Origin of the sequence: Arthrobacter sp. SLBN-100 (genome assembly GCF_006715305.1) — a bacterium.
Lineage (GTDB): Bacteria > Actinomycetota > Actinomycetes > Actinomycetales > Micrococcaceae > Arthrobacter.
On record NZ_VFMY01000001.1, the window covers coordinates 3,005,173 to 3,030,136 of the forward strand.

24 protein-coding genes and 1 pseudogene are annotated in these 24,964 nt (G+C 65.5%); 7 read left to right on the plus strand and 18 right to left on the minus strand.

Annotated features, from left to right (window positions below):
• Position 1: 1 nt before the first annotated feature.
• The 3 genes from dctA to FBY31_RS13890 all read right to left on the minus strand — a co-directional run bounded on the left by dctA (position 2) and on the right by FBY31_RS13890 (position 3,730).
• Positions 2–1,486: a C4-dicarboxylate transporter DctA gene (dctA, locus tag FBY31_RS13880; RefSeq protein ID WP_142041986.1), complete on the minus strand. Its 1,485-nt coding sequence runs from the start codon at positions 1,484–1,486 to the stop codon at positions 2–4.
• Positions 1,487–1,601: 115 nt separating this feature from the next.
• The gene (locus tag FBY31_RS13885) at positions 1,602–2,699 is read right to left on the minus strand and encodes a tartrate dehydrogenase (protein WP_142041989.1); all 1,098 of its coding nucleotides are present in this window, start codon (positions 2,697–2,699) and stop codon (positions 1,602–1,604) included.
• A gap of 128 nt (positions 2,700–2,827) precedes the next feature.
• Entirely contained in the window at positions 2,828–3,730 is a 903-nt protein-coding gene (locus tag FBY31_RS13890) for a LysR family transcriptional regulator (protein WP_142041992.1), read from the minus strand.
• A gap of 168 nt (positions 3,731–3,898) precedes the next feature.
• Between FBY31_RS13890 and FBY31_RS13895 the strand changes: the two genes are divergently transcribed.
• Both FBY31_RS13895 and FBY31_RS13900 read left to right on the plus strand, forming a co-directional pair.
• Positions 3,899–5,395 carry an FAD-dependent monooxygenase gene (locus tag FBY31_RS13895; RefSeq protein WP_142041995.1) on the plus strand — a complete coding sequence of 499 codons (1,497 nt, stop codon included), beginning with the start codon at positions 3,899–3,901 and terminating at the stop codon, positions 5,393–5,395.
• Between the two features lie 4 nt (positions 5,396–5,399).
• Positions 5,400–6,239, plus strand: a complete 840-nt coding sequence (locus tag FBY31_RS13900; protein WP_142041998.1) for an oxidoreductase — start codon at positions 5,400–5,402, stop codon at positions 6,237–6,239.
• A gap of 28 nt (positions 6,240–6,267) precedes the next feature.
• Here the strand turns inward: FBY31_RS13900 and FBY31_RS13905 are convergent, their stop codons facing one another.
• Positions 6,268–6,657 carry a VOC family protein gene (locus FBY31_RS13905; RefSeq protein WP_142042001.1) on the minus strand — a complete coding sequence of 130 codons (390 nt, stop codon included), beginning with the start codon at positions 6,655–6,657 and terminating at the stop codon, positions 6,268–6,270.
• A 287-nt stretch (positions 6,658–6,944) separates the two neighbouring features.
• Here FBY31_RS13905 and FBY31_RS13910 point away from each other — a divergent pair.
• The 3 genes and pseudogenes from FBY31_RS13910 (at position 6,945) to FBY31_RS13920 (ending at position 9,526) form a co-directional block, all read left to right on the plus strand.
• Positions 6,945–7,465, plus strand: a pseudogene (locus FBY31_RS13910) (flavin reductase family protein).
• Positions 7,462–7,674: a hypothetical protein gene (locus tag FBY31_RS13915; protein WP_142042004.1), complete on the plus strand. Its 213-nt coding sequence runs from the start codon at positions 7,462–7,464 to the stop codon at positions 7,672–7,674. Before FBY31_RS13910 ends, FBY31_RS13915 begins: the two are co-directional and overlap by 4 nt.
• A gap of 385 nt (positions 7,675–8,059) precedes the next feature.
• Positions 8,060–9,526, plus strand: coding sequence for an HNH endonuclease (locus FBY31_RS13920; RefSeq protein ID WP_160142470.1), 1,467 nt, complete (start codon positions 8,060–8,062; stop codon positions 9,524–9,526).
• 315 nt (positions 9,527–9,841) lie between these two features.
• Here the strand turns inward: FBY31_RS13920 and FBY31_RS13930 are convergent, their stop codons facing one another.
• The gene (locus FBY31_RS13930; protein WP_142042010.1) at positions 9,842–10,564 is read right to left on the minus strand and encodes an SDR family NAD(P)-dependent oxidoreductase; all 723 of its coding nucleotides are present in this window, start codon (positions 10,562–10,564) and stop codon (positions 9,842–9,844) included.
• A gap of 30 nt (positions 10,565–10,594) precedes the next feature.
• Complete coding sequence (locus FBY31_RS13935) at positions 10,595–11,167, minus strand: MOSC domain-containing protein (protein ID WP_142042014.1); 573 nt, start codon at positions 11,165–11,167, stop codon at positions 10,595–10,597.
• A 63-nt stretch (positions 11,168–11,230) separates the two neighbouring features.
• On the opposite strand from FBY31_RS13935, the gene FBY31_RS13940 reads away from it, so the two are divergent.
• Positions 11,231–11,611: a DUF7793 family protein gene (locus FBY31_RS13940; RefSeq protein WP_142042017.1), complete on the plus strand. Its 381-nt coding sequence runs from the start codon at positions 11,231–11,233 to the stop codon at positions 11,609–11,611.
• A 54-nt stretch (positions 11,612–11,665) separates the two neighbouring features.
• On the opposite strand, the gene FBY31_RS13945 is transcribed toward FBY31_RS13940, so the two are convergent.
• From FBY31_RS13945 to FBY31_RS13995, 11 genes are all read right to left on the minus strand, one after another.
• Positions 11,666–12,103, minus strand: a complete 438-nt coding sequence (locus tag FBY31_RS13945; protein WP_142042020.1) for a VOC family protein — start codon at positions 12,101–12,103, stop codon at positions 11,666–11,668.
• 2 nt (positions 12,104–12,105) lie between these two features.
• Positions 12,106–14,499 (minus strand): ATP-binding cassette domain-containing protein, encoded by a 2,394-nt coding sequence (locus FBY31_RS13950; protein WP_142042023.1) that lies wholly within the window; start codon positions 14,497–14,499, stop codon positions 12,106–12,108.
• Between the two features lie 92 nt (positions 14,500–14,591).
• Entirely contained in the window at positions 14,592–15,011 is a 420-nt protein-coding gene (locus FBY31_RS13955; protein WP_142042026.1) for a VOC family protein, read from the minus strand.
• Entirely contained in the window at positions 15,008–15,457 is a 450-nt protein-coding gene (locus tag FBY31_RS13960) for a helix-turn-helix transcriptional regulator (RefSeq protein WP_142042029.1), read from the minus strand. Before FBY31_RS13960 ends, FBY31_RS13955 begins: the two co-directional genes overlap by 4 nt.
• Positions 15,458–15,601: 144 nt before the next feature.
• Positions 15,602–16,729: a Gfo/Idh/MocA family protein gene (locus FBY31_RS13965; protein ID WP_142042032.1), complete on the minus strand. Its 1,128-nt coding sequence runs from the start codon at positions 16,727–16,729 to the stop codon at positions 15,602–15,604.
• Entirely contained in the window at positions 16,714–17,412 is a 699-nt protein-coding gene (locus FBY31_RS13970) for a ThuA domain-containing protein (protein ID WP_142042035.1), read from the minus strand. The genes FBY31_RS13965 and FBY31_RS13970 overlap by 16 nt, the downstream gene beginning before the upstream one ends.
• A gap of 30 nt (positions 17,413–17,442) precedes the next feature.
• Positions 17,443–18,447 (minus strand): sugar phosphate isomerase/epimerase family protein, encoded by a 1,005-nt coding sequence (locus tag FBY31_RS13975; protein WP_142042038.1) that lies wholly within the window; start codon positions 18,445–18,447, stop codon positions 17,443–17,445.
• 35 nt (positions 18,448–18,482) lie between these two features.
• Entirely contained in the window at positions 18,483–19,676 is a 1,194-nt protein-coding gene (locus FBY31_RS13980; RefSeq protein WP_142042041.1) for a Gfo/Idh/MocA family protein, read from the minus strand.
• 13 nt (positions 19,677–19,689) lie between these two features.
• Entirely contained in the window at positions 19,690–20,595 is a 906-nt protein-coding gene (locus FBY31_RS13985; protein ID WP_142042045.1) for a carbohydrate ABC transporter permease, read from the minus strand.
• Between the two features lies 1 nt (position 20,596).
• Positions 20,597–21,532: a carbohydrate ABC transporter permease gene (locus FBY31_RS13990; protein ID WP_142042048.1), complete on the minus strand. Its 936-nt coding sequence runs from the start codon at positions 21,530–21,532 to the stop codon at positions 20,597–20,599.
• The gene (locus FBY31_RS13995) at positions 21,529–22,857 is read right to left on the minus strand and encodes an extracellular solute-binding protein (RefSeq protein ID WP_142042051.1); all 1,329 of its coding nucleotides are present in this window, start codon (positions 22,855–22,857) and stop codon (positions 21,529–21,531) included. Before FBY31_RS13995 ends, FBY31_RS13990 begins: the two co-directional genes overlap by 4 nt.
• Before the next feature lie 237 nt (positions 22,858–23,094).
• Here FBY31_RS13995 and FBY31_RS14000 point away from each other — a divergent pair, with 237 nt between their 5' ends.
• A complete protein-coding gene (locus FBY31_RS14000; protein ID WP_142042054.1) occupies positions 23,095–24,138 on the plus strand; it encodes a LacI family DNA-binding transcriptional regulator in 1,044 nt (347 codons plus the stop codon).
• Between the two features lie 16 nt (positions 24,139–24,154).
• Here the strand turns inward: FBY31_RS14000 and FBY31_RS14005 are convergent, their stop codons facing one another.
• A complete protein-coding gene (locus FBY31_RS14005; protein WP_142042057.1) occupies positions 24,155–24,895 on the minus strand; it encodes a FadR/GntR family transcriptional regulator in 741 nt (246 codons plus the stop codon).
• Between the last annotated feature and the right edge of the window lie 69 nt (positions 24,896–24,964).

Genomic DNA, 24,964 nt, shown 5'->3' on the forward strand with positions numbered 1-24,964 from the left:
GTCAGACGGTTTCCGAGTAGGCGGGGCGGCGGTCAGTGGAAGGTCCGACGGCGGCGGGCCCGGATGGTGCCGTGCCGTCAGTTCCTGCATGCCTGGGTGCGTGGTGGCCGTACTCGGCGAGGTCGTCATCGATGTCGGTGACGTCGTCAAGGCGGATGGGGTCCTCGGCGGGCATGGGCTCCACCGTTTCGCCAGCGAAGACGCGGCGGGCGCGGTCAACGTCCAGGGTATGGTCCCACCAGGCGATGAACAGTGTGGCTACGGCGTTGCCGGTGAAGTTCACCAGGGCCCGGCATTCGGACATGAACTTGTCGATGCCGAAGATGAGCATGATGCCGGCGGCGGGGATGGTGCCGATGGTGGTGAGCGTGGCGGTCAGGGCGATGAACCCGCCGCCGGCCACGCCCGCTGCGCCCTTGGAGGTCAGCAGCATCACGGCGAGCAGGCCCAACTGCTGGCCAATGGTCAGGTCCGTGTTGGTGGCCTGGGCGATGTAGAGCGCGGCGAGGGACAGGTAGATCGCGGCGCCGTCCAGGTTGAAGCTGTACCCGGTGGGGACAACCAGGCCCACGGTTTCCTTCTTGACGCCGGCGTGCTCGAGCTTGCGCATCAGGCCGGGCAGGGCGGGCTCGGCGGTGGAGGTACCCAGGATGAGCATGTACTCCTCCTTGAGGTGCCGGATCATCCGGAAGATGTTCAGCTTCAGGAAGGCCATCACTGAGCCCAGGACCACCACCACAAAGAGGATGGAGGTGACGTAGAAAAGGGCAATGAGCCCGCCCATGCTGGTCAGTGATGAGACGCCGTACTTGCCAACAGCGAAGGCCATGGCGCCGAAGGCACCCAGCGGGGCGGCCTTCATGATGAAGCTGAGGATCTTGAACATCACGCCGGTGAGCCGCTGCACGCCGTCAAGGACGGGTGCGCCCACCTTGCCCATGGAATTCAGGGCGATGCCGAAGACCACGGCGATGAAGATGATCTGCAGGATGTCGCCTTCAACGAAGGGGCCCACGATGCTGTTCGGGATGATGTGCGTGAGGAACTGCCACCATTCCTGGTTGGCGCCGGCATCGATCAGCTTCGCCGCGGAATCGGACGTCTTGATGCTGCCGGCGTCTGCGTTGACCCCATCGCCGAGGCGGAAGATGTTGATGGCCACCAGACCAAAGATCATGGCGAAGATGGTGCCGATCTGGAAGTAGGTCAGGGCTTTCAGGCCCGTCATGCCGACCTTTTTCAGGTCGGCGACGCTGGCGATGCCGCCCACGATGGTGAGGAACACGATCGGGCCGATGAGCATTTTCATCGAGTTCACGAACGTGGTGCCGATGGGTTCCATGGCGATGCCGGCCGTCGGGGCCAGCCAGCCGACAAGGATGCCGATGACAATCGCTGTCAGTACCCAGAAGTAAAGTTGCCGGTACCAACGTGTTTTGCGGGCCGGCGCTGAAGCTGCCGTCCCGGCTGAGCTGATGTGATCCATGATTCCTACCTCGTTGTGGAATGTCCCTGGCGCGGAGGTCCCTTCCCAACGCTCGTAAGCTCGTGTCGGGCCCCTCGGGACGCCGCTTGGCTTGGGACCTCCGCGGAAAGACTAGCTAGACTGCGGCGGGTGCGAGGGTCAGTGCCTTGATGATCGCCTCGGTGACGTCGTCCGTGGTGGCGTGCCCGCCGACGTCGCGGGTCAGGTGCCCCGAGCCGGTGGCGGCCTCGATGGCGGCTTCCACCTTGCGGGCTTCCTCGTGCAGGCCGAAGTGGTCCAGCATGAGGGCGGCGCTGGCAATGGCGCCGATCGGGTTGCTGATGCCCTGGCCGGCGATGTCCGGAGCGGATCCGTGGACCGGTTCGAACATGGACGGGAAGCGGCGCTCCGGGTTCAGGTTGGCGCTGGCGGCCAGGCCCAGGCTGCCGGCAAGTGCCGAGCCGAGGTCGGAGAGGATGTCCGCGTTCAGGTTGGAAGCCACGACGACGGACAGGTCCTCGGGCTTGAGGATGAACTTGGCGCTCATGGCGTCCACGAGGACACTTTCGGTCTGGACGTCCGGGTAGTCCAGGGCCACGCGCTGGAAGGTTTCGTCCCAGAGGACCATGCCGTACTGCTGGGCGTTGGACTTGGTGACGGAGGAGACCTTCTTGACGGTGCGGGTCCGGGCAAGGTCGAAGGCGAAGCGCATGATGCGCTCGCAGCCCTTCTCGGTGAACAGTGCGGTCTGCAGGGCCACCTCGTTGCCGGGGCCGCGGCCACTCAGGTTGCGCCCGCCAAGGCCGGCGTATTCGCCCTCGCTGTTCTCGCGGACCACAACCCAGTCAAGCTCGGTGTTGTCTGCCTTGCGGAGCGGGGACTGGATGCCGGGCAGGAACTTCACGGGGCGGATGTTGGCCCACTGGTCGAAGTTCTGGGTGATGTTCAGGCGCAGGCCCCACAGGCTGATGTGGTCCGGGACGTTCTCCCAGCCGACGGCGCCGAAGTAGATGGCGTCGAAGTCCTTCAGGGCTTCCAGGCCCTTGGGGTCCATCATCTGGCCGGTCTTCTCGTAGTAGCCGCAGCCCCAGGGGAACTCGGTCCAGTCGAACGTGAACTTGCCGTTGGAGCTTTCGGCCAGGGCGTCCAGGACGCGGCGGCCTGCGGATACAACTTCCTTGCCCACGCCGTCGGCGGGGATTGAAGCGATGCTGAATTTCTGGGTGGCGCTCATGCCAGCCTCCTCGTTGAGTGTTTGCAGTGAGCCTGTTAGCGCGGTCACACTGTCCTTCCTCTTTAAGTAGACGGCCCGCCGGCAGGCAGCGTCCAAGACTTAGTTTGGATACGCCTGATAGGCGCGGCCTATCTATTCTTCCTGGTTTCCGTGTGCCGGGCTGCCACGCCGAGGAAGGCTTTCGCTGCCGGGGTGAGGTTTTCCTTGCGGCTCAGGACGGCGACATCGAGGTGGTGCACCGGTTCGATGAGCAGCGTGCGGAGGCCCGCCTTGTGTGCTGTTGGCGCCCACGACGACGGCATCACGGCGTGGCCCACCCCCGCCAGCACCAGCGGAAGGATGGAGGTCCGGTGGGCAACTTCGACGACGATTTCCACCTTGACGCCGTGCGCGAGGGCGTCGTCGACGAGCCAGCGCATGAGGGACCCGCGCTGGCTGGCGATGATGCGGTGCCCGCCGAGGTCTTCGCGCTGGATGGCTTTTCCGTCCGCGGGGAAGGTGTCTGCCCGGGTGTTGACGATGAGGATCAGCGGCTGGCGTTCGAGTTCCAGGACTTCAACACCGGGGACCCGGATGGGCGTGGGGGAGCCGGCCAGGCCGACCTCCGTGCTGCCGCTGCGCACGGAGTCGATGATTTCTTCAGGCGTGAAGGCGGCGCCAACGTTCAGGCGGACGGAGGGATGGAGCCTGGTGAACTCGGCGATCATGGACGTGAGGGGCTCGATCCCGGGGGAGGGCATGGTGATAATGTCCAGCCGCCCGCTGCGGACACCGCGCAAGGCCTGGACCGCGGACTGGGCGACGTCCAGGTCGCGCATGACCACGCGCGCAGGACCCACGAGCTCCCTGCCGGCTTCGCTGAGCACGGCTTTTCGTCCGATCCGGTGGAACAGCGGGACGCCCAGGTCTTTCTCCAGGCTGGCGATGGTCTGGCTCAGGGACGGCTGGGCGATGAGCAGGTGCTCCGCAGCCCGGTTGAAGCCGTCATGATCCACCACGGCGAGGAAGTACTTAAGTTTGCGGGTGTCCACGCCTGCTCCTTTTGCCGGTAAGCCTGACCGGGGGAACGGCAGACGGAAGAGGAGGCTGATGCACTCCTTCCATTTCCAATGTATCGCCCCCGGTGGGGCTTGCCGCAAGGCCGGGTGGGGGCCGGATAATCGCAAAGGCTTCAACCGGGAGAACGGGAGGACAGTGCGATGACTGAGCATGCGGTAGTGATTGTGGGCGGCGGCCCCACGGGGTTGATGCTGGCAGGGGAGTTGGCGCTGGCAGGGGTTGATGCGGCCATCGTGGAGCGGCGTCCCAGCCAGGAGCTTGCCGGTGCGCGGGCGGGCGGCCTTCACGCCCGGACCCTTGAAGTCCTGGATCAGCGCGGCATCGCCGGGCGGTTCATCTCGGAGGGGCAGGTGGCCCAGGTGGCGGGGTTCGCGGGGACCCGCCTGGACATCAGCGAATTTCCCACCCGTCATCCCTACGGCCTGGGGCTGTGGCAGAACCACATCGAACGCATCCTCGCAGGCTGGGTGGGGGAGCTGGCCGTGACCTTCTACCGCGGCGAAGAGGTGACCGGCCTCGCGCAGGATAGTGCCGGCGTCGACCTTTACCTCAAGGGTGGCGGGACGCTGCGTGCGGACTACGTGGTGGGGTGCGACGGCGGCAGGAGCCTCGTGCGCAAGGCGTCCGGCATCGATTTTCCCGGCTGGGATCCCACCACCAGCGCGCTGATCGGAGAGGTGGAGATGACCGGCGATCCGGAGTTCGGCGTGCACCAGAACGCCTTTGGCATCCACTCCTTTGGCCGGCGGGAGTACACAATCGTCGACGGCAAGGTGGTCTACGCGGACAGCGGGCCGGTGGGGGTGATGGTGACCGAGGAGCACGTGGGCCCGGCGAGGGAACCCACCCTGGCCGATCTCAGCGCAGCCCTCATTGCCGCCTGCGGCACCGATTACGGGGCCCACAGCCCTACCTGGATTTCCCGGTTCACGGACATGACCCGGCAGGCGGCCGCCTACCGCGAGGGGCGGATCCTGCTGGCCGGCGACGCCGCCCACGTCCACGCCCCGGACGGCGGGCAGGGGCTGAACATCGGGGTGCAGGACGCGGTGAACCTGGGCTGGAAGCTGGGGCAGGTTGTCAACGGGACAGCCCCGGAAACCTTCCTGGATACCTATCATGCCGAGCGCCACCCCGTGGCAGCCAGGGTGCTGCGCAACACCATGGCGCAGACTGCGCTCCGCCGCCCCGACCCGCGAATCAAGGCTGCTGGCGAGGTGGTTTCGGAGCTCCTCGGCATGGAGGAGCCGCGCCGGCGGTTCGCCGGGATGCAGTCCGGCCTCGACGTCCATTACGACCTTGGTGCCGGACACCCGCTGCTCGGACGGCGGATGCCCGACGTCGACCTTGCCACTGCGGATGGTGCGCTGACCGCCTATGCGCTGCTGCACGACGCGCGGCCGCTGCTGCTGAATCTCGGGGCGCCGGGCGTCTTCGACGGCATGCCGCGACCGGAACGGGTGAAGCTGGTTGATGCCCGGTACACCGGCTCCTGGGAGCTGCCGGTCCTCGGCGAAGTTCCTGCTCCTCCTGCCGTCCTGGTCAGGCCGGACGGATACGTCGCCTGGGTGGGCGGGGGAACGGATGCGGGGCTTGCCGAGGCTCTGACCACCTGGTGCGGACCCGGCCTAGGTTAGGAGCATGACCACCACCACCAAGACGGCACTTGTTACAGGAGCATCCTCAGGAATCGGGGAGGCGACCGTCCGGAAGCTGCAGGGCCTCGGCTACACCGTGTACGGCGCTGCCCGGCGCGCGGACCGGCTGCAGGAACTGGCGGCCCACGGCATCCGGCCGCTGGCCATGGACGTGACAGACGATGCGTCGATGAGCGCCGGTGTTGAGCAGGTCATTGCCGATACCGGCCGCCTCGACGTCCTGGTCAACAACGCCGGGTACGGCTCCTACGGAGCGCTTGAGGATGTCCCCATCGACGAGGGCCGCCGGCAGTTCGAAGTCAACGTCATCGGCGCGATCCGGCTGGCGCAGCTGGTCCTGCCGCACATGCGCACGCAGCATTCGGGCACCATCGTGAACATCACGTCGATGGGCGGCAAGATCTACACCCCGCTGGGCGGCTGGTACCACGGGACGAAGTTCGCCCTCGAGGCGCTCAGCGACTGCCTCCGCCTGGAGGTCAAGCCCTTCGGCATCGATGTGGTGGTCATCGAGCCAGGCGGCATCGCCACAGAATGGGGCGACATCGCGGCGGACAACCTGGAAGCGACGTCCGGGCGCGGACCCTATGCAGGGCAGGCAGAGGCTGTTGCCAGGACGTTGAGGGCGGAATCGACCGGGAACCGGAACTCACCGCCGTCGGTGGTGGCGGACGCGATCGGGAAGGCAGTCACCGCCGCGAAACCCAAGACCCGCTACGCGATGGGCTTCGGCGCCAAACCCCTGATTACGGCCCGCGGCCTGCTCGGCGACCGCCAGTTCGACGCTGTGATCAGCCGGGCCATCGGGCTGCCGCGCAGCTGAGTGGCCAGCGTGCCCGGTCCGTCAATCGTTAGAGATGTGCATCCCTGACCTCCGGCGGTGTAGCGCCCTGGAGGACCCAGCGGTTGCCGTCCGGATCGGCGAAGTGGGCAAACAGCACCCCACCCATGTCCTGGACGTCGCTGATGTCCGCGCCCCGGCGGAGGAGTTCAACGCGCGTGGCGCCAATGTCCGGCACCACCAGCTGCAGCCCCTCCAGGCTGCCCGGCTGCATGGCTGTCATTCCGGTGCCGATAACGATTGACGCGGCCGAACCCGGAGGCGTCAGCTGGACCACCCGCATCCCCGGAACGTGCTCCACATCGTGGTCGAGCACGAAGCCGAGCTTCTCCGTATAGAAGGACTTTGCCCGGTCCACATCGGACACGGGTACCTGCACAACCTCAAGGCGCATTTCCATTGGCTCACAGTATCCTGTGTGCCCTTCCCGGGCGGGCCTGGCGGGCGTAGGGGACAGCGCAGGGGAAGATGCTGGCGGTGCCAGGAGTCCGCCGTCGGTTCCCTCGGCCACCAGCAATACTCCCTATCCCGAACCGGCGCCATCGGCGCTGGTCAAGGGCCTCTTTCGTTACTCCATGCTGCGGGTCATGACCCCGTATTGCCTCCGGCGTCAGTGCGTTTCAGCCGCGATTGAACAGACCGCTGAGCGGTGGCTGGTTGGGGTTACCGGTCTCGAAAGGAAAGAACATGACGGAACACTTCGATCTCACCCCGCAGCGCCTGCGCCACGTCCTGGGCCACTTTGCCTCCGGGCTGACCGTCATCACCGCGGCCACGGACAACGGCCCCGCGGGCTTCACGTGCCAGTCTTTCGCTTCCCTCTCGCTGGACCCGGCCCTGGTCACCTTCAGTCCGGCGCGCAGCTCCAGCACCTGGCCGCAGCTGCACGACGCTGGCCGGTTCACCGTGAACATCCTGCCCGCCGAACACCAGCACCTCGCAATACCCAGTTCGCCCGGTCCGGCACGGACAAGTTCGCCGGTGTGGACTTCACGGCGTCACCGCTGGGCAATCCGGTGCTGGACCAGACGCTGGCCTGGGTGGACTGCGAGCTGCATGAAGAGTACGACGGCGGCGACCACACCATCGTGGTGGGTGCTGTCCGCGCCCTGGGGGCACGGGAAGGCGCTGAACCGCTCATCTTCTTCAAGGGCAGCTACTTCGAAGGAGTAGAGTCCCCCACCAACCGGCTGGAGAAGGTCGCATGACGGCGGCCGGATCCCGCTCCCGGGGCCGGGCCGGCGCCCGTCCCCGGCCGCCGCCGGACGCGTGGGCGCAGACCGTTGCCGGGCATGAGTGGTTCAGGGTTGAACCGCGCGGCGGCCTTGAAACCCTGGACGGACGGGTCTTCCACTACGCGCTGACCGAAAAAGCACCCGCAGCTCAGATAATTCCGGTCAAGGCGGCAGGCTCCTGACGTGGTCCGCTTCGTCACTGCCTGTCGCCACGCTCCCACGATCCGGCCGTCCGCGAGGATCGCCAGCAAGTGGTCTTCCCGCAGGGCGAGTTCCGAAAGTGCCGCTCCGGTGCCCACGGAGGTGAATGGCGTGCCGTGCAGCGCGGCCGGCTCGTCGGCCGACAGCGGATCCCTTTCCAAAGCAGTTGCGCCGCAGCCAGGGCCGTGCCGGATGTCTAACCGATCAACAGTCCTTCCTCGCGTGCTGCCGGGGGGCGGTGAGGATCGACTCCCTGTCGGTGATGCGGCTCGGATCGGTTGGAAGCATAAATGTCAGACCCTACTCCTAGTCTGAAAGTGTCCCCAAGAGGAGGGGCCGGCCATGGTTCCGCGAAGGAGGTGCAGCATGGAGGTGCAGCCGTTCGTCACTGACGACGAGGCGTGGGTTCCGGCTGTCGAGTTCACGGACCGGGAGGATTCGCTCCTGGCCGGGACGGTGAGCTTTCCGGCTCCCGCCTTCCTGACCGCCGATGGCGCGATCCGCATGGTCCAGTCCGCTGACAGGCTTATCGCCTGGGCTACGGGCGTGAAGCAGGGCGCACTTGCCCGGGTCGAGGAAGCTGTTGCGGAAGAAGCTCCGGGGCGGCAGGAGAGCCAGCCGGTACGGTTTGGCGGGGACGAGGCCCATGCGCTTGCTGTCACCGAAGTGTCAACTGCCTGTGCCCTCTCGGAAGGAACGGCTGCCCGCTTGCTCAATGATGCGGCGGAGCTGACAACGTCCCTTTGGGAGGTCCTTGAAGCGGTGGAGGCGGGCGAAATTTCCGACGCGCATGCCAAAATCATTGTCGACCAAGCCCGCTCCCTCCCTGCCGGGAAGGCCGAAAGGTTTGCATCGGTGGCGCTGCGGCGCACGCTGACTCGGCACGGCCGTAGGCGCACACCCGCTGAATTGCGCGTCTGTCTGCGGCGGTTGCGTGAACAGCTTCACCCTGAAAGCCTCGCGGCCCGGAAGGAGGCGGCCCAGCGTGAGCGCGGCGTGTGGTTCAGGGCCGAGCCGGACGGTATGTGCACGCTCTCGGCGTTCCTCACCGCGGAGGTCGGAATGGCAATCTATAGCGGACTCGATCGTGATGCACGGCTGGCCAGCGCGCGGGCAGCGGAGCTCCGGGACCTTCCTGGGCGCAGCGCTGCTGCTGAACCCGGAACTGCACCTGGAGCCGGCACTGCTGCGGATTCGCCTACGCTGTCGGAGTTTCGCGCCGAGGCGCTGGCCTACCGCCTCTTTGGTGGCCCTGACGGGGTGGAATCCGTGGTGTTCCATCCTGAGATCGTGGTGACCATTCCGGTCGGACAGGTTATGGGCAGCAGCGCGGGTTCCGGCGGTGGTACGGTACCCGCTGAACCTGAGCTTGGAACGGCTGAACTCGAAGGGTATGGCCCCCTTGATGCTGGAACGGCCAGGCGCTTGGCGGCCCTGGCGCCTACCTGGTACCTGCTCTTCATGGACGGTACCACCGGGCAGGCGTTGGGCGTGGGGCGCCGGGCATATCGCCCACCGAAAGCGCTGCGCCGGTACCTGCGGTGCCGCGACCGGACCTGTCGATTCCCGGGATGCACCCGCCGGGTCACCGTCTGCGAGCCCGATCACACCATTGAGTGGCAGGACGGCGGGACTACCGACCCCGGCAACCTGGCAATGCTCTGCCGCAGGCACCACGCGCTGAAGTCCATCGGTGCGTGGAGCTATAGACACTCTTCCCCTTCCGGAGACCTTGAGTGGCGTTCACCCCTGGGCCGGCAGTACACCACCGAAGCAACGGACCTGGGAAAAGTGCTATATCCGCGCCAACAGCCAGAGCCACCGCCGTTTTAGGCAGACGGCAGTCCGAGGCGGCTCTAGTCGGTGGTGGTTCTGGCGGCGCTGCCATTACCCTCGACTCCTTGAGTTCGCTCCCCTCGGAATCCGCGTCCTCGGGGTAGCCTCCACCTTCGTACCCGCCGAGGGCTATGTGGCCGCGGCGGCAGCCCACGTGCCAACGGAAGAATCCGGCCAGCGTTGTCCTCTTCTGCGCGAGCGACCTCTCCACCATCATGACCGGAAGCACCCTCCTGGCCGACGCCGGACAAACCATTTGAGCCTCGGGCGGGACCGTACGGTAGGCGCTCAACCGGAAGCGGTGGCGGAGGATCAGTCCAGGCGCTCGCCGGTGACATCGGCCAGGCGGTCCAGGAGTTCATTCTGGAACCGCTCGTCGCGGGCTGCATGATGCGGCTTCTCCCGGTTTTGGTGGAACCAGTAGCCCCCGCTGGTGCGCGCCGCCGGGTCATCGCTCGTGGCGAGCCACTCCTGGGTCAGGTGGCCGAGGCGCAGGTCATCAGGTGCCCCAGCACCGCCCATCCGGGTGGGCACCCAGCCGGGATCGACCGCGTTGCTGAGGACGTCCGGCCATAAACGGGCGACGGCGGCTGCCACGGCTGTGAGGTAGAGCTTGCTGTCCGAGTAGGTCACCTTCCCCGTGTCCGCTTCGAGCCTGCTGAGGTCGGCGTGGCCGCCGCGGTGCATCCCGCTGCTGACATAGACCAGCCGCTGCGGGCGTTCGATGAGCGCGGTGAGGAGGTACGGGGCCACAACGTTCACCCGGAAGATGTCCGGGCTGTGCAGCACTCCCGCATTGTGGATGACGGAATCCATGCGACCGATCGCGTTGACTTGCCCGGCGACGTCACGCGTCTGTTCCAGGTCCGCCAGGTCGCCCACCACGGCTGCGGCCCCGCTGTCCACCAGATCCTGGACGGCATCCAGCCGGGCAGTGCTCCGTGCATGCACAACCACGTCGTGGCCGTTCTCCAAAAGTGTCCGGGCCGTAGCCCGTCCCAGCCCGTCAGCAGAGCCGGTCACAAATAGGCGCATATTACTCCTCCTCGTGTCGTGGAAACTGAACTACGGCAGTCGGCCCGGCCGCAGCAGGCTCGGCACCCCGGCCTGCTCAGGATCCAGCGGGACAGGGCTGACCAGTACCGCCGGCCCGCGGTGCAGGCTGCCGCTGGAGAGTGCCCGGCAGCGGATGCCACCCCTGCCCCGCATCGCGGCGTGGGCTCCCGGCGCGAGCACCTCGTTCATCCAGGCGCACGGGTGCGCGGGCCGCCCGCCGTGGAACTCCACCATGGATTCCCCGGATTCGAGCGCGAAGTCCTGGCCCAGCAGCGGAGCCAGGTGGGCACCGCGCAGGATCACATTCCGCCGGGTGGCCAGGGGATCAAACGGCCCCGCCTCCAGCTCGGCGGCTATAGCCTCGAGGGCCTCGACGGCGAACAGGGTCACCGCAGCGTCCATGTGCGCGGCCTTTCCAAAGAAGCGGTCACCAACGATGCCCTTGCCCGCCACCACTTCAGCCGTATGGGCGTCCAGCGTCGGCACGTCCGCGGGGCCGTCCTTTGCCCGCCCAAAGTAGGCATGCCCCGGTGACACCAGCAGGTGCAGGATCTGGACGTCGTACCGGTAGTGTTCGGCCATACCGCCAGCGTAGTTTGATGTACGCGTAGGCATCGCTGATCGGGACTATTGGGGGAGCAGAAAGTGGAACCAATCGCTGTAGACGGCGGCAAGGGCACCGTAGAACTCGGCGCCGACGGAATTATTCACCTTGTCTGGCAACCCGGGATCGTTCTGGAAGGCGATGACGTGCACGCTGCCATGGCAAGGGTCGATGAAATTTCCGAAGGGTCCGAATACCCGATGCTGGTGGACATGGGGGTTACAAAGGCAGTGACCCGCCAGGCCAAGTCTGCCTTCCAGATCCCCTGTGCAGCTTCCCGAATTGCCTTGCTTGGCTCAAGTCCAGTGGACCGCATCATTGCCAACTTCACCATTGAACGGCAGACACTGCCATGTCCCACACGCTTCTTCACTTCCCGTGATGAAGCACTGGTATGGCTTCTGCATCCCGCGGTTCCCTGACCGGCGGTGCGTCTGACAGCTGACGCGGGGGTTTCATCCGCTGTTTTTCCGGTGTCAGTCCTTCTGCAGCTTCTCGGCGAGCATCACGAGGATTCCGCTGGGACCGCGGAGGTACGTCAGTTTGTAGACGTCGCCATAGGTTGCCACGCCGCGCAGCGGATGGCACCCGTGCCTGGCAGCTATCTCAAGGCTTTTGTCGATGTCATCCACCGAAAAGGCCACCCGGTGCATGCCGATTTCGTTGGGGCGGGTCGGGTGCGACTCGATTGCTTCGGGGTGGATGTATTCGAAGAGCTCCAGCTGGCCGTGACCGTCAGGGGTCTGGAGCATCGCAATCTTGGCGTGGTTGCCATCAAGCCCCACGGCAGTATCGGTCCACTCGCCGCTGACAGTGTCACGGCCGATAACCGTCAGGCCGAGATCTGTGAAAAAAGCGATGGCTTCCTCAAGATCGCGAACGGCGATACCAACGTTTTCCAGTTTGATGGCCATGCTCAGGCTCCGACATATGCGGCCAGGTGCTTGCCGGTGAGCGTCGAAGCGTCAGCCACCAGCTCCGCCGGCGTGCCCTCGAAAACGATCCGCCCGCCGTCGTGCCCTGCTCCCGGGCCCAGGTCGATAATCCAGTCAGCGTGCGCCATCACCGCCTGGTGGTGCTCGATGACGATCACGGACTTGCCGGAATCAACCAGCCGGTCCAGCAGGCCCAGCAGGTTCTCCACGTCGGCAAGGTGCAGGCCGGTGGTGGGCTCGTCCAGGACGTACACGTCGCCTTTCTCGGCCATCTGGGTGGCGAGCTTGAGCCGCTGGCGCTCGCCGCCGGACAGTGTGGTGAGCGGCTGGCCGAGGCTGAGGTAGCCCAGCCCCACGTCTTCGAGCCGGTCAAGGACGGTGCGCGCGGCCGGTGTTTTGGCCTCGCCGTCGGCGAAGAAGGCAGCGGCCTCCGTCACGGACATGGCCAGGACGTCGGCGATGTTCTTGCCGCCGAGGGTGTATTCCAGCACCGATGCCTGGAAGCGGCGGCCCTCGCAGTCCTCGCACGGTGACTCCACCGTGGCCATCACGCCCAGCTCGGTGAAGATGACGCCGGCACCGTTGCAGGTGGGGCAGGCTCCTTCGGAGTTCGAGCTGAACAGCGCCGGCTTCACCCCGTTGGCCTTCGCGAACGCCTTGCGGATGGGCTCCAGCAGGCCGGTGTAGGTGGCCGGGTTGCTGCGGCGGGACCCCTTGATGGCGCCCTGGTCGATCACCACCACGCCCTCGCGCTTGGCCACGGAACCTTGGATCAGTGAACTCTTGCCCGAGCCGGCCACGCCCGTCACCACCGTCAGGACACCCAGGGGGATGTCGACGTCGACCGCCTGCAGGTTGTGCGCCGACGCGCCGCGGACTTCGAGCGCGCCGGAGACCTCCCGGACCGCGGCCTTGAGCGACGCGCGGTCCCCCAGGTGGTGCCCCGTGATGGTATCGCTTTCCCGGAGGCCCTCCACCGTGCCCTCAAAACAGACAGTGCCGCCGGCGCTGCCGGCCCCGGGACCGAGGTCAACGACGTGGTCGGCGATGGCGATGGTCTCCGGCTTGTGCTCCACCACCAGCACGGTGTTGCCCTTGTCCCGCAGCTGCAGCAGCAGCTGGTTCATCCGCTCGATGTCGTGCGGGTGCAGCCCGATGGTGGGCTCATCGAAGACATACGTGACATCGGTGAGCGAGGACCCGAGGTGCCGGATCATCTTGGTGCGCTGGGCCTCGCCGCCGGAGAGCGTGCCTGCGGGACGGTCCAGGCTGAGGTAGCCCAGGCCGATGTCGGAGAACGAATCGAGCAGGTGCTGGAGGCCCTTGAGCAGCGGAGCCACGGACGGGTCCTTCAGGCCGCGGATCCACCCGGCAAGGTCGCTGATCTGCATCCGGCACAGCTCGGCGATGTTCCTGCCGTTGACCCTGGAGGACAGCGCCTCCCGGGTCAGCCGGGTGCCGTCACACTCCGGGCAGGTCTGGAAGGTGACCGCCCGCTCCACGAACCGGCGTACGTGCGGCTGCATCGCTTCGGGGTCCTTGGACAGCATGGACTTCTGGATCTTGGGGATGATCCCCTCGAACGTCAGGTTGACGCCCTCCACCTTGATCTTGGTGGGCTCGGCGTACAGCATCGTCTCCAGCTGCTTCTTGGTGAACTTCGAGATCGGCCTGTCCATGGGCAAGCCGACGCCCTCGAACAGCCGGCCGTACCAGCCGTCCATCGAGTAGCCCGGAACAAGCAGTGCTCCGTCGCCGAGGGACTTTTCGTCGTCGTACAGCGCCGTCCGGTCAATGTCGCTGACGGCTCCCATGCCCTCGCACCGCGGGCACATGCCGCCCAGGTAGACGGCCTGCTGGACCACTGCCTTCTCCACCCGGCCGCCACTCCTCTCCGTGGACATCACACCGCTGGCCTTGCGGGTGGGCACGTTGAAGGAGAACGCCGTCGGCGGGCCAATGTATGGCGAGCCAAGCCGGCTGAAGAGGATGCGCAGCATGGCGTTCGCGTCGGTGGCAGTGCCTACGGTGGAGCGCGGGTTGGCGCCCATCCGCTCCTGGTCCACGATGATCGCCGTCGTGAGCCCTTCCAGGAAGTCCACGTCGGGCCGGGCCAGCGACGGCATGAAGCCCTGGACGAACGCGCTGTAGGTTTCGTTGATCATCCGCTGCGACTCGGCAGCAATGGTGGCGAACACCAGGGAGCTCTTGCCCGAGCCGGACACGCCGGTGAACACCGTCAGCCGGCGCTTGGGCAACTCGACGCTGACGTCCTTGAGGTTGTTTTCCCGCGCACCCTGCACGCGGATGAGGTCGTGGGTGTCGGCAACGTGCAGCCCGTTGGTCCGGGGATCAGTACTGGTGTCCGTGCTCATCGGGTCTCCATCTGTTGGGCTGCGGTTTTTCGTGCCAGGGGAAGACTGCGCGGGCAGCTCCCCCTGGCGCCACTGGCTTCAATCCTCCCAACTCAGGGCTGCTGGTTGATGCGGACGGTGTTGCCGGCCGGGTCGCGGAAGGCACAGTCGCGGATGCCGTAGGGCTGGTCCACGGGTTCCTGGACGACGTCGGCCCCGCTCGCCTCCACCGAAGCGAACGCGGCGTCCACGTCCGGCGCGGACAGGACGACGGTGGCGTAAGTGCCCTTGGCCATCATCTCGGCGATGGTGCGGCGTTCGTCATCGGTGATGCCCGGATCCACGGCCGGCGGGTGCAGGACGATGGAGACGTCCGGCTGGCCCGCCGGGCCCACGGTGATCCAGCGCATGGTGCCGCGGCCAACATCGTTGCGGACCTCGAAGCCCAGGGCGTCGCGGTAGAACGCCAATGAGGCGTCGGGATCGGTGTGCGGAAGGAAGGTTGAGTTGATGGTGATGTCCATGGCAGTCATGCTAGTTGCGGCTCCCGGGCGGGCGCTTCTCGATTCCTGACCGGTCTGGTGACCTGTTTCGCCACGCAGGCGGGGATGCCCGCCGTCGACACCGCTGCTTCCTGTTTGTAGACGCTGGGCGGCATGCCCACCAGTTCGGTGAAGCGGGTGCTGAAGGTTCCCAGCGAGGAGCAGCCGACGGCGAAACACACCTCCGTGACGGAAAGGTCACCCCGGCGCAGCAGCGCCATGGCGCGTTCGATGCGCCGGGTCATGAGGTAGCTGTAGGGCGATTCCTGGTACGCCGCCTTGAAGCGGCGGCTCAGGTGCCCGGCGGACATGTGCACGCCGCGGGCCAGGGATTCGACGTCCAGCGGCTGCGCGTATTCCCGGTCGATCCGGTCCTTGACACGGCGAAGGTCCCGGAGTTCACGCAGGCGTGCATCGGAGACGGGGGCGGTGGTCACACCTCAGATCGTGCTACGCCGCATGGAACTTGTCCAGACCCGGCAGCTCACCGGCGGAACCCAGCACAATGCCGGGCAGGCAACGCTTTCGCGGACCCTGCCCGGCATGGATGGCAGCTGCTTCAGGGCCGGCCCTGGACCTTTCTAGGAAGCGGCCTCCTGGGCCTGGAGCGCGTCCACGTCCTCGGTGAGGACAGTCAACTCGACGGTGTCCGGCCGCGCCACCGTGCTCTGGATACGTACTGCCGAGCCGCTGTGGGCTGATTCGAGCACCGATTCCATGACTTCAAGGGCATGGTAGGCCAGCGTTCCGCCCGCGCGGGGCTCGGCGCCCTCGGGGGTGGAAGCGAGGTCGGCGATGCCGAAGCCGCGCCCGGCGTCAACGTAGCCGGCGGACACGGGGAGGGTCTCCCAGTCCTCGGCGCCCAAGGAGAACAGCTGGACCTCGCCGTCAAAGTGGTTGGGGTCCGGGACTACCAGCGATCCGCGCTCCCCGTGGATCTCGATGTTCGGCGACTTGGACTTCACGGCGTCGAAGCTCATGAACAGGGTGGAGAGTGCGCCGGAGGCGTGGGTCAGGACCCCGGTGACGTGGGAGTCGATGGCAACGGGGACCTTTTCGCCCTGGCGGGGGCCGGAACCGATGGTGCGTTCGTTGCGGGTGTGGCTCGCGGCGCCCACCACCGACACGACGGGGCCGAGCAGGGTGACCAGGGCGGTCACGTAGTAGGGGCCCATGTCCAGGAGCGGGCCGCCGCCGGGCTGGTAGTAGAAGTCCGGGTTCGGGTGCCAGCGCTCATGGCCGGGTGTCACCATGGTGGCTGAGGCGGAGATGGGTGCGCCGATCAGGCCGTCATCGATCGCCTTGCGGGCCGTCTGGATGCCGGTGCCCAGTACCGTGTCCGGGGCGCAGCCGACGGCGACGCCCGCCTCGCGGGCTGCGTCCAGCACGGTGCGCGCCTCCGCGGTTGTGGCGGCAAGGGGCTTCTCGCCGTACACGCTTTTGCCCGCTGCGATGGCCTTCAGCGCCACCTCAGCGTGCGCTGCGGGGATGGTCAGGTTCAGGACCAGTTCGACGTCGTCCGCCGCAAGGAGCTCGTCAACCGAGACAGCCCGGACGCCTTCGTACTGCTCCGCCACGGCCCGGGCACGTGCCATGTCCAGGTCCGCGACGGCCACGAGTTCGAGGTCCTGGAGTTTGCGGAAGTTGGTGAGGTACTGCGCGATGATGGCTCCGCAGCCAACGATTCCTACTTTCAACGGCTTGCCCACAGCAGGCCCCTTTCGATGATGGTGCGGACGTTGGTGTCCTGGAGGATTTCGACCCGGTGGCCGGGGGTGGCGACGAAGATGCGGCCCTTGCCCCATTGACGGGTCCAGATGGCGGGGGAGGTGACTTTGCGGTTCCAGGGGTCCCATTCCCGGACCTTCTGCGTGGTGGTGGCCAGGACGTCGATGTAGTCGTCGGAGAGGACCCAGTACTGTTCGGTGACCAGGTCGAAGTCCTGGATGCCCTTGGTGATGGGGTGCTCAGCGGCTGCGGGGATCATGTTCACGGTGTAGGGCACGTAGTTGTCCGACTGCTCGCCGATGCACTCGTCCGGGTGCTTGCCAGGGTGGCAGGCGAACTGGCCGCCGACCAGGTGGAGGTAGTCGGAGTTGTTCCGGTAGGAATCGGCAATCCCGCCGTGCCAGCCGGCCAGGCCGGTGCCGTTTTCGACGGCGGCGCGCAGCCCGGCGAACTCGTCCTTTTCGATGGTGGTCATGGTCATGCACTGCATGATCAGGTCCACGCCTGCCATGTATGCGGCGTCGGCGTAGACCTTGGGTGATTCTTCGACCCGGACGTCGTAGCCGTTGTCCTTGAGGAAGGGGATGAAGAGCTCGGTGGCCTCGTAGGGCTGGTGTCCGTCCCAGCCGCCGCGGACCACCAGGGCTGTTTTATTTTCGGTCATGGACTGGTTCCTTAATGTAGGGCTTTGGGTTCAGCGGCTGGAGAAGGCGGCGTCGAACGCGGCTGCGGGCGGGGCGATCCGGGCGAGTTCCTGGACCATGGCCAGTGCCTGCGGGGCGCCGATGAGGCGGTCCATTCCGGCGTCCTCCCATTCGATGCTGGTGGGGCCGTCGTAGCCGATGGCGTTCAGGGTCCGGAAGATCCGGTTCCACTGCACGTCCCCGTGCCCTGCGGTGACGAAGTCCCAGCCGCGCCGGGGATCCGCCCAGGCCAGGTGGGAGCCGAGGCGTCCGTTGCGGCCGTCAAGCTGGCGTACGGATTCCTTCACATGGACGTGGAGGATGTGTTCCGCGAAATCCTGCAGGAACATCACCGGGTCCAGGTCCTGCCAGATGAAGTGGGACGGGTCGAAGTTCAGCCCGAAGCTCTTGCGGTGCCCGATCGCCTCCAGGGTGCGTTTCGCGGTCCAGTAGTCGTAGGCGATTTCGGACGGGTGGACTTCCAGGGCGAACCGGACGCCCTCCTCGTCAAAGACGTCCAGGATGGGGTTCCACCGGTCCGCGAAGTCCTGGTAGCCGGCGTCGATCATTGCTTCGGAGGCGGGCGGGAACATGGCGACCGCCTTCCAGATGGAGGAGCCGGTGAACGCGGTGACGGTCTTCACGCCGAGGCGGGCGGCTGCCCGCGCGGTGTCCTTCATCGACTCGGCGGCCCGGCGTCGCACTCCTTCCGCTTCGCCGTTGCCCCAGATTTCCGCGGAGAGGATGCCCCGGTGGCGCTCATCGATGGGGTCATCGCAGACGGCCTGGCCGGTGAGGTGGTTGGCGATGGCGAAGACCTGCAGGTTGTTCTTCTCCAGGATGTCCAGCCGGCCCTGGAGGTAGTTGTCGTCCTCCGCCGCGCGGCGCGGGTCCAGGTGGTCGCCCCAGCAGGCAATCTCGAGCCCGTCAAAGCCCCACTCGCCGGCGAGCCGGGCCACCTCCTCAAAGGGCAGGTCGGCCCACTGGCCGGTAAAAAGCGTGATTGGTCGTGTCATCAGGTTTCCTTGGTTGTGCTGAAGCCGGACATTGCTCAGACTTTTTGCCACTGGCTGGAGTTGGCGGCGCTGGACTCCACGGCTGCCAGGACGCGCTGGACCTGGAGGGCCTCGGCGAAGGAGGGTTCCGGCTGGCGCCGTTCACCGATCGCGGTGACGAGGTCCACCACCTGGTGGGTGAAGCCGTGCTCGTATCCCAGTCCGTGGCCGGTGGGCCACCAGTTCCCTACATACGGGTGCTCGGGCTCGGTGACGAGGATCCGGCGGAAACCGGCGTCGGGGGACTCTGCCGCGTCGTAGAAGGACAGGACGTTCATTTCCTCGAAGTCGAAGGCCAGGGAGCCTTTGGTTCCGTTGACTTCCAGGCGCATGGCGTTCTTCCGGCCCAGTGCGTAACGGGTGGCTTCAAAGACGCCGACGGCGCCCGCGGAAGCAGTGCCGCCGTCGAACCGGGCGCTGAAGATGGCCGCGTCGTCCACGGTGACCTTTCCCCGGGGTGCCTCGCTGCCGACGTCGCCGTGCCCGCCCAGGCCAACCAGGTCACCCGCGAGCGGGCGCTCCGGGACGAAGGTTTGGAGCAGTGCCGAGACGCCGGTGATGTTCTGTCCGGTGACCCACTGGGCGGCGTCGATGCTGTGCGCCCCGATGTCACCGAGGGAGCCTGACCCGGACTTGCTCTTGTCCAGCCGCCAGGTCATGGGGGCATTCTCGTCGGACAGCCAGTCCTGCAGATACTGGGCCCGGACGTGCCGGATGTCCCCGAGCCTGCCCTGCTCTACAAACCGCTTGGCCAGTGCCAGGGCAGGGGTGCGCCGGTAGCTGAAGCCGCACATCGAGGCGATGCCCTGCTTCGCCGCGGTCTCCGCGGCGAGGACCATCCTTTCGGCCTCGTCCACGGAATTAGCGAGGGGTTTCTCACACAGCACATGCTTTCCGGCTTCAAGGGCGGCAATCGCTATCTCGGCGTGGGTGTCGCCCGGCGTGCAGATGTCGATCAGGTCGATGTCGTCACGCTCGATCAGGCGGCGCCAGTCTGTCTCAACCGATTCCCAGCCAAGCTTGTCTGCTGCGGCCCGCACGCCGTCGGCATTCCTTCCGGCCACTGCGGTGAGCTGGGGCTGCAGCGGCAGGTCGAAGAACCGTGGTGCCGTGCGCCAGGCGTGGGAATGGGCGGCGCCCATGAAGGCGTAGCCCACCATGCCTACGCGCAGGGGTTTGGTTTCGGTCATCGAAAGTTCCTTTCTACTTGCTGAAGCCGGCGGTGAGGCCGGCGAGCAGCTGGCGGCGGCCTATGACGTAGAGCACCAGGATCGGCAACGTACTGAGCACCACCGAGGCAAGCACGGCCGGGATGTTGACGCTGAACTCCCCCTGGAACGTCCACAAACCCAGGGGAAGGACCCGCAGGCCCGGGCTCTGGGTGAGGACCAGCGGAAGCAGGAAGCCGTTCCAGACATGCAGGCCGTTATAGATTGCGACGGTCACGATGGCAGGGCGGGTCAGCGGCAGGGCCAGCCGCCACATGGTCTGCCATTCACTGCAGCCGTCCAGCCGCATGGATTCGAACAATTCGTTCGGCACGTCGCGGATGAAGTTGGACAGGATCAGCACCGTCAGCGGGATGGCAAAGGCGATGGATGGCAGCATCAGGGCCAGCAGGCTGTCGTACAGGTTTAGCCGGATGATCATCAGGTAGATGGGGATAATCGTTGCCTGGAGCGGGATGGCCAGCCCCATGAGGAACATGCCGTTGACCAGCTTGAGGAACCTCCCGCTGCCGCGGACGATCGCGAACGAGGCCATGAAGGAAATCAGCACGGTGGGAATCACGGAACCGAGCGTGACGATGGCGCTGTTCATGAAGTACGTTGCGAAATCCTTCTCCAGAACCAGCTGGTAGTTCTCCAGCGTCGGTGACGTGGGCACCGCGAGGGGATTCTGGCCGAAGTAGCCGGCCTGGGTCTTCAGGCTGGTGATGACCACGTAGTAGATCGGCAGGATGATGATGGCCAGCCAGATCCAGCCGCCCAGTCCTCCCGGGATGTTGAGCCGGCTCAGCCGTTGGCCGAGGCCCCGCTTGGGCCTTGAGGCGTTGGTGGGGGAGCCGGAGGCAGCCTCCTCCGTGCTGCTTTTCAATACGGTGCTCACCCTACAAACCTTCCAATTGGCTGCCCTGCTTGTCCTTGCCGCCAAGACGCTGGAGGAACAAGGCAAGTGCAAGGCCAATGATGACGAGAATGACGGCGATGACGCTGGCAGGGCCCATCAGGTTTGCCCGGAAGCCCCGCAGGTACATGTCCAGCGCCAGGATCCGCGTGGAGTTTCCCGGTCCGCCGCCGGTGAGGACGAAGATCAGGTCGAAGTACGTCAACGATCCGACCACCATCAAGGTGGACGAGGTGATGATGGTGTATTTCAACTGGGGGAGGGTGATGTGGAAGAACTGCTTCATGGTTCCCGCCCCATCGATCTGGGCTGCTTCGTAGAGCGATTTGGGGATCTGCCGCACGCCGCCCTGGTAAATGAGCGTATGGAACGGGACGAACTGCCAGGCGATCACGAAGATGACCAAACCCAGGGCCAGGTGCGGGACCCCCAGCCAGTCCTGGGCAAGGAAGGGCAGTCCAAGGCCGGTGGCCAGGCCGAAGTTCGGATCGAGCAGGGCTTTGAAGGCAATGGCGACTGCAGCGGATGAGAGCAGCAAGGGCAGGAAATACAGGACTGCGAGGGCAGCCCGGTACCGCTGGCTTCCTGCGGTGAAGACCCCCAGGAGGAGGCTGATCGGGGTCTGGACGAGCCAGGAGACGATCATGATCAGGAACGTCAGCCCCAGGGCGTTGTACAGTCCGGGGTCCGCGAGTACCGAGAACCAGTTGCCCAGGCCCGCAGCCCCGATGGCGCCGATGCCGTCCCAGCTGGTGAAACTCAGGATGAGTACACCAGCCAGGGGGACCACAGCGAAGACCACGAAGAAGAACAACGCGGGCACTGTCAGCCACGCGAGTGCAGCCTTGCGCTTTTCAGTGTGCTCTGCGCCGGTTCTGGCGGTGGCAGTCCTGGGCGCGGTGGATACGGCGTTACTCATTTGCCGAGGGTGGCATTCATGTTCTCGGCGAACTGCTGCGGCGTGATCGACTTCAGAAACAGCTGGTCGATGTTGTTCAGCAGGGCCTCGGCGGCCGTGGGGCTCAGGGCCTGGTCCCATGACTGCTGGAAGTTGGGGGCACTCTTGGCCATGTCGTACACGAAGTTCAGGAAGTCCTTGTCCGGAGACGTGTTGAGCTTGTCTTCGATGCCGTTAACAATCGGCACGGATCCTGAATTGATGTAGGTGTCAATGACCGTCTCGGTCAGGATGCCGTCCTTGAAGAACTTCTTGGCCGACTCCTTTTCCTTGTCGCTGGCCTTCGACGAGATCGACATGTACTGGGCCGGGTTTCCCACGCCGTTCTTGGGGTCGCCCTTGCCGCCGGGAACCGTGGGGAACTGGACGAAGCCCAGTTTTCCGTCCTGGACGAAGTTCTGGCCATTCTTCTTCATGCCGCCGTAGGTCCAGGTACCGTGCAGCATCATCGCTGCCTTGCCCGTGAACAGGAGGGCCTGGTCAGCGTTGGAGTCTGCGGTGATCGAGGAGAAGCCCTTGATGAACCCTTCAGCTGAGACGAGTTCCTGGATCTTGGTGCCCGTCTCGATGACAGCTGGATCCAGCCAGGCATTGGGCTTACCTTCGAAGATGGCCTTGAATACGCCGGCGCCCCCGATGCGGTCCAACAGGTATTCAAGCCACATCATGGAGGTCCAGCGCGACTGTCCACCGAGGGAGAAGGGTGCCACTCCCATGTCGTTGAAGGTCTTGACCAGCGACATGACGTCGTCCCAGGTCTTCGGCGGCTGGACACCGGCCTTCTCGAACAGTTCCTTGTTGTAGAACAGCACGATCGGGGCGACGTACTGGTTAGGCAGGGCGTAGATCTTCCCGTTCACCGTGGCTGCACCGAAGGAGGACGGGAAGAATTTCTTCTTCAGGTCCGGGTTCTCCTCAAACCAGCTGGTCAGGTCATCCACCTGGTTGGCCTCGGCGTAGGTCTTCAGGGTGCCGCCGCCCCAGCCGTAGATGATGGTGGGGGCCTGGCCGGCGCCGATTGCGGTTTTGATCTTGGTTTTGTAGGCGTCGTTCTGGAAGTACGTCACCGTGATCTTGTCGTTGGGGTTCGCCGAACTGAACGCGTCCGCCGCCTTCTGCATGGTGGTCTGGTTCGGTTCACCTGAGAGGTACCACATACTGGCACCCCCACTGCCACTGGAGGCGCCCGGCCCCGATGTCCCGCAAGCGGTGGTCGCCGCGACGGCGAAGGGGGTAAGGGCAGCAAGGGCGAGGAAAGAGCGGCGGGAGGTCTGGGGCTGCTTCATTGCTTCTCCATCTGAGTTTGCTTCTTTGCAAGTAATTGCGCGGAGCCGCTAGCTCCGCTGCCGATTCGAAACATTTCGAACGGGTGATTTAGGTCACGGTCTAAACTAAAGCCCATGTTTGCTTGTCGTCAAGGGGAAGAGTGAGATTTTTCTGTTCATTTGGAAAGCGCTTGACCATGTGGCGCGGCGTTCTACAGAATGAGATCTCCGAAACATTCGAAAAGATTGCGAATCCTGATGGCAACGAAAATCTCCCAGCGGCCCAAGCCGACTTTGGCTATGGTGGCGCGGCAGGCGGGGGTGTCGGCACCAACGGTATCCAAGGTGGTCAACGGCCGCGAAGACGTGTCTCCGGAGACGCGGGCCCGCGTGCTGGCAGCACTGGAGCAGGCAGGGTATCAATCCCCCCTGCAGCGACGTTCCGCCGCGGAGACCGGCACGGTGGTGGAGGTGGTCATCGATGTTCTTGACTCCGCCTACATGATTGAGGTCCTCAACGGGATACTGCAGTTCGCCGCAAGTGCCGGCGTTGAGATCCTGGTCAGCGTCACGGGGCCGGCGCTCTCCAGCCTGCGCAGTCCCGAGCGCCGCGCACAGCGCATGCTGGACGAGGGCAGGGCAGGGATGATCGTGGTGACCTCGGCTTTCAGTGAGGCCCAGCTGCAGGCGTTTCGGCGCCGCAAGATTCCCGTCGTCGTTATCGACCCGCTCAATCCGCCGTCAGCGGATGTAGTCAGCGTAGGGGCGACCAACTGGGCCGGCGGCAAGGCCGCCACCGAACATCTGCTGGACTTGGGGCATCGGCGTATCGCTTACATCGGCGGCATCGAGAGGGCTGAATGCAACCAGGCCCGGCTGCACGGCTACATGGCCGCCCTGATGGCCCGCGGCATCACAGTGGACCCCCGGTACATCATTTCCGGCGGCAGGTTCCGTAGGGAGAGCGGGGTTGCCGGGCTTCAGGCCCTGCTGCAAATGGACCAGCTTCCCAGCGCGATCTTTGCCGCAAGCGACACGATTGCCTTGGGTGTTCTTGCCGAAGCGGGACGCCATGGCATCCGGGTTCCGGAGGACATCAGCCTGATCGGCTTTGACGGGACAAGGCAGGGTGAGGAATCCGTCCCGTCGCTCAGTTCGGTTGCCCAGCCATTGGAGGAGATGGGGCGGGCGGCGTTGCGGTCACTCCTTCGCCAGGCAGCGGGGGAAGTCCCGGATTCCCACCGCGTAGAACTGGCCACACAGCTGATCGTCCGGGGCTCCACGGCGGCTCTCGCAAGCTGAGCTGTAGCGTGGAGTCCTATCGCGCCGATTCAGCGGTACTGATGCCGGAGCGCCCGACTGGCTCTTCAAAGACCGGTTCGCCGCTGCTAAGGTCCACGTCCGACTCCCGGATGGCAAAACTCATGGCGGCTTCGGCAGCTTCTGGATCTCCCGCCACCACCGCATCGAGCACCGCCTGATGGTCCGGAACGGGGTCGAGCCAGTCTGCGCCGGGGTGGTGCTGGATACGGTTTCGAGCATTGAGGGCGTGCACAATGACCACGTCCAGGCGCATCATCAGTTCGTTGTGTGTAGCCCGCAGCAGGTTGATGTGAAACTCCTGGTCTGCCGCTGCGAGCCGTTCAACATCGTGCCCTGCCTTCGCGAACTCCTCGAATGAGCGCCTGAGTGCCGCAATGTCCTCGGGCTTCCGGTACTGGGCGGCCAGTTTCGCCGCTGCCGGTTCGATGACGTCCCGCAACTGGGACAGTTCGGCCAGCAGGCGGTCATCGTCCCGCCGGGCCGAGCGCCGCCACATAATGACGTCGCTGTCGAGCAACTTCCAGGCGGTGCGGTCATTCACGATCGTTCCGCGCTTGGGCCACGAGTCAATGAGCCCTTTCTCGCGGATGACCCGAAGCGCTTCCCGGATTGCGGTCTTGCTCACTCCAAATTCCGGCTCAAGGGAATCAACGTCAATGCGGGAGCCAGGAGGGTAGTCCCCGCGGACGATCCGGAGGCCGAGCATGTCGACGAGCTCCGAGTGAAGGTTGGTCATGGCCCCACTTTACCCTGCCTCAAACCTTCTCTTGCTAATAAACTATTATTAGTAATATATGTGGTGATG

Bases quoted from the DNA above. Each gene is read 5' to 3' on its own strand.
- dctA (WP_142041986.1), bottom strand. From the start codon at position 1,486: ATGGATCACATCAGCTCAGCCGGGACGGCAGCTTCAGCGCCGGCCCGC.
- FBY31_RS13885 (WP_142041989.1), bottom strand. From the start codon at position 2,699: ATGAGCGCCACCCAGAAATTCAGCATCGCTTCAATCCCCGCCGACGGC.
- FBY31_RS13895 (WP_142041995.1), top strand. From the start codon at position 3,899: ATGACTGAGCATGCGGTAGTGATTGTGGGCGGCGGCCCCACGGGGTTG.
- FBY31_RS13900 (WP_142041998.1), top strand. From the start codon at position 5,400: ATGACCACCACCACCAAGACGGCACTTGTTACAGGAGCATCCTCAGGA.
- FBY31_RS13905 (WP_142042001.1), bottom strand. From the start codon at position 6,657: ATGGAAATGCGCCTTGAGGTTGTGCAGGTACCCGTGTCCGATGTGGAC.
- FBY31_RS13915 (WP_142042004.1), top strand. From the start codon at position 7,462: ATGACGGCGGCCGGATCCCGCTCCCGGGGCCGGGCCGGCGCCCGTCCC.
- FBY31_RS13920 (WP_160142470.1), top strand. From the start codon at position 8,060: ATGGAGGTGCAGCCGTTCGTCACTGACGACGAGGCGTGGGTTCCGGCT.
- FBY31_RS13930 (WP_142042010.1), bottom strand. From the start codon at position 10,564: ATGCGCCTATTTGTGACCGGCTCTGCTGACGGGCTGGGACGGGCTACG.
- FBY31_RS13935 (WP_142042014.1), bottom strand. From the start codon at position 11,167: ATGGCCGAACACTACCGGTACGACGTCCAGATCCTGCACCTGCTGGTG.
- FBY31_RS13945 (WP_142042020.1), bottom strand. From the start codon at position 12,103: ATGGCCATCAAACTGGAAAACGTTGGTATCGCCGTTCGCGATCTTGAG.
- FBY31_RS13950 (WP_142042023.1), bottom strand. From the start codon at position 14,499: ATGAGCACGGACACCAGTACTGATCCCCGGACCAACGGGCTGCACGTT.
- FBY31_RS13955 (WP_142042026.1), bottom strand. From the start codon at position 15,011: ATGACTGCCATGGACATCACCATCAACTCAACCTTCCTTCCGCACACC.
- FBY31_RS13970 (WP_142042035.1), bottom strand. From the start codon at position 17,412: ATGACCGAAAATAAAACAGCCCTGGTGGTCCGCGGCGGCTGGGACGGA.
- FBY31_RS13975 (WP_142042038.1), bottom strand. From the start codon at position 18,447: ATGACACGACCAATCACGCTTTTTACCGGCCAGTGGGCCGACCTGCCC.
- FBY31_RS13980 (WP_142042041.1), bottom strand. From the start codon at position 19,676: ATGACCGAAACCAAACCCCTGCGCGTAGGCATGGTGGGCTACGCCTTC.
- FBY31_RS13990 (WP_142042048.1), bottom strand. From the start codon at position 21,532: ATGAGTAACGCCGTATCCACCGCGCCCAGGACTGCCACCGCCAGAACC.
- FBY31_RS13995 (WP_142042051.1), bottom strand. From the start codon at position 22,857: ATGAAGCAGCCCCAGACCTCCCGCCGCTCTTTCCTCGCCCTTGCTGCC.
- FBY31_RS14000 (WP_142042054.1), top strand. From the start codon at position 23,095: ATGGCAACGAAAATCTCCCAGCGGCCCAAGCCGACTTTGGCTATGGTG.
- FBY31_RS14005 (WP_142042057.1), bottom strand. From the start codon at position 24,895: ATGACCAACCTTCACTCGGAGCTCGTCGACATGCTCGGCCTCCGGATC.